Origin of the sequence: Cobetia sp. MC34 (genome assembly GCF_018340035.1) — a bacterium.
GTDB lineage: Bacteria > Pseudomonadota > Gammaproteobacteria > Pseudomonadales > Halomonadaceae > Cobetia > Cobetia amphilecti.
The window spans coordinates 1-567 of the sequence record NZ_JADPPY010000104.1 but is presented as its reverse complement, the minus strand read 5'-3'; the positions used below and the strand labels follow the sequence as shown (position 1 = coordinate 567).

At 54.5% G+C, this 567-nt stretch carries 1 pseudogene; it reads left to right on the top strand.

The annotated features are described in order from the left end of the window. Positions 1-134: 134 nt before the first annotated feature. Positions 135-567: pseudogene (locus IZU87_RS17340) on the top strand (IS5 family transposase); the annotation flags it as partial.

The following is a 567-nucleotide window of genomic DNA, read 5'->3' as shown; positions in this document are numbered from 1 at the left end:
TCACGGCTTGGAGGGTAGAATCGGTCATGGCGTATCCATCCTATGCTGGTTGTGATCTGGCGTGATCAATCAGCAGGATACGCCACCCTTCCTTCTGCCCTCCATACACAAGACTTGAGCTTAACTCGAGGCAAAAAGGGGGATCTGAAGACCCCTTAGACCATGCGTTGGGCCGGAGTCGTGGCGGCATCACGACCAAAATCCATTTGATCTGTGATCGCTTTGGTTGGCCCATCGACTTCACGCTGTCAGCGGGGCAAGAATCGGATACGCGGTACTTCATGCCCACTCTGGAAAAGGTTCATTTACCGGGGACTCGTGGCCGGCCACGAAAGCGTTGCCGCTACATCGTGGCAGACAAGGGCTATGACAGTGATGAGTTGCGCCGTTACTGCGACCGCGTTCGAATCAAGCCGATCATCGCGCAACGAAAGTTGAAGCGGAAACCCCGGCCAGGTCTCCTACGGGGTTTCGATAAACCCATGTACCGTCAGCGAAATATCGTGGAGCGCTCTTTCAGTTGGCTGAAAGAGTTCCGTCGTATTGCGACGCGATATGAGAAGTTGG